Source organism: Reyranella sp., from assembly GCF_004297405.1.
Taxonomy (GTDB): Bacteria; Pseudomonadota; Alphaproteobacteria; order Reyranellales; family Reyranellaceae; genus Reyranella.
Window position 1 is genome coordinate 1 of sequence record NZ_SCVC01000018.1, and the last position, 1,567, is coordinate 1,567.

Consider the following 1,567-nt stretch of genomic DNA (forward strand, 5'->3'; position numbering starts at 1 on the left):
CGGCGTGGTTTACATGCAATGGCGGAAGCTACAGACGATGCAACAGTGAGACAGAGGCCGATCTCCCCGACATGACCCCTCTCAAGACGCGCGATTGCCGCTGGATTGGTGTTCCTGGCGCCGCCGATGCCCGCGGCAAGATCAACTTCCTGGCCTTCGACGCGGCGCTGGGCTTCCAGCCGCGCCGCCTGTTCTGGCTGCACGACATCGCCCCCGACCAGTGGCGCGGCCGCCACGGCCATCGCCAGTCGCACCTCGTCACCCTGGTGATGAACGGCTCGTGCCGGGTCCATCTCGACGACAGCCGGGTGACCGAGACCGTGACCCTCGACGATCCCGGGCGGGCCCTGCACATCGGCCCGTTCGTCTGGCACGAGCTGACCCATTTCACACCGGGCACGGTGATCCTGGTCATCGCCTCGACGCTCTACGACGAGGGCGAGTATCTGCGCGACTACGAGACGTTCCGGCGCGAAGCGGCAGCGAGGCTCGCATGATCCCCTTTCTCGACCTGAAGTCCGTCTATGCCGAGCTGAAGCCCGAGCTCGACGCCGCCTATGCCCGGGTCATGGCGTCGGGCTGGTTCGTGCTCGGCCAGGAAGTCGAGGCCTTCGAGGCGGAGTACGCGGCCTTCTGCGGCACCCGCCATTGCGTCGGCCTGGGCAACGGGCTGGAAGCGCTGGAGCTGGTGCTGCGGGCCTGGGATCTCGGCGCCGGCGACGAGGTGATCGTGCCGTCCAATACCTATGTCGCGACCTGGCTGGCGGTGACGGCCGTCGGCGCCACGGTGGTGCCGGTCGAGCCGATGCCGGGCGGCCCCAATATCGACCCCGACCGCATCGAGGCCGCGCTTACCCCGCGCACCCGGGCGATTATGCCGGTGCATCTCTACGGCGAGCCGGCTGACATGGAGGCGATCGCGGCGCTGGCCGCCCGGCACGGGCTGAAGGTGATCGAGGATGTGGCGCAGGCCCAGGGCGCCCGCGTGCGCGGCCGCCGCACCGGCGCGCTGGGCGATGCCGGCGCCCACAGCTTCTTCCCCAGCAAGAACATCGGCGCGTTCGGCGATGGCGGCGCGGTCACGACCGACGACCCGGTCCTGGCCGAGCGCCTGCGGGTGCTGCGCAACTACGGCAGCCGGGTGAAGTATGTGAACCTGGAGCGCGGCTACAACTCGCGGCTGGACGAGCTGCAGGCGGCCTTCCTGCGCGCCAAGCTGCCCAAGCTCGATGCCTGGAACGAGCGGCGGCGGCTGATCGCGGCGCGCTACGACGACAAGCTGGCCGGCATCCCGGGCCTTGGCCTGCCGCGGGTGCCGCAATGGGCCGAGCCGGTGTGGCACCTCTACGTCGTGCGCACCAAGCGTCGGGCCGAGCTCATCACGGCACTGGAGAAGCAGGGCATCGGCTCGCTGATCCACTATCCGATCCCGCCGCATCTGCAGCAGGCCTATGCCGACCTGGGCCAGGGCAAGGGCAGCTATCCGCTGGCCGAGGAACTGGCCGAAACCGTGCTCAGCCTCCCCATCGGCCCCCACATGCCGACCGACGCCGTCGACCACGTCGCA

At 69.5% G+C, this 1,567-nt stretch carries 2 protein-coding genes; both read left to right on the plus strand.

Features of this window, described 5'->3' with window-relative positions; translation table 11 throughout:
* Positions 1-71 precede the first annotated feature (71 nt).
* Entirely contained in the window at positions 72-497 is a 426-nt protein-coding gene (locus EPO50_RS13570) for an FdtA/QdtA family cupin domain-containing protein (RefSeq protein ID WP_296344846.1), read from the plus strand.
* The coding region (locus EPO50_RS13575; RefSeq protein ID WP_296344848.1) for a DegT/DnrJ/EryC1/StrS aminotransferase family protein at positions 494-1,567 on the plus strand (1,074 nt) is incomplete at its 3' end. The genes EPO50_RS13570 and EPO50_RS13575, both read left to right, overlap by 4 nt.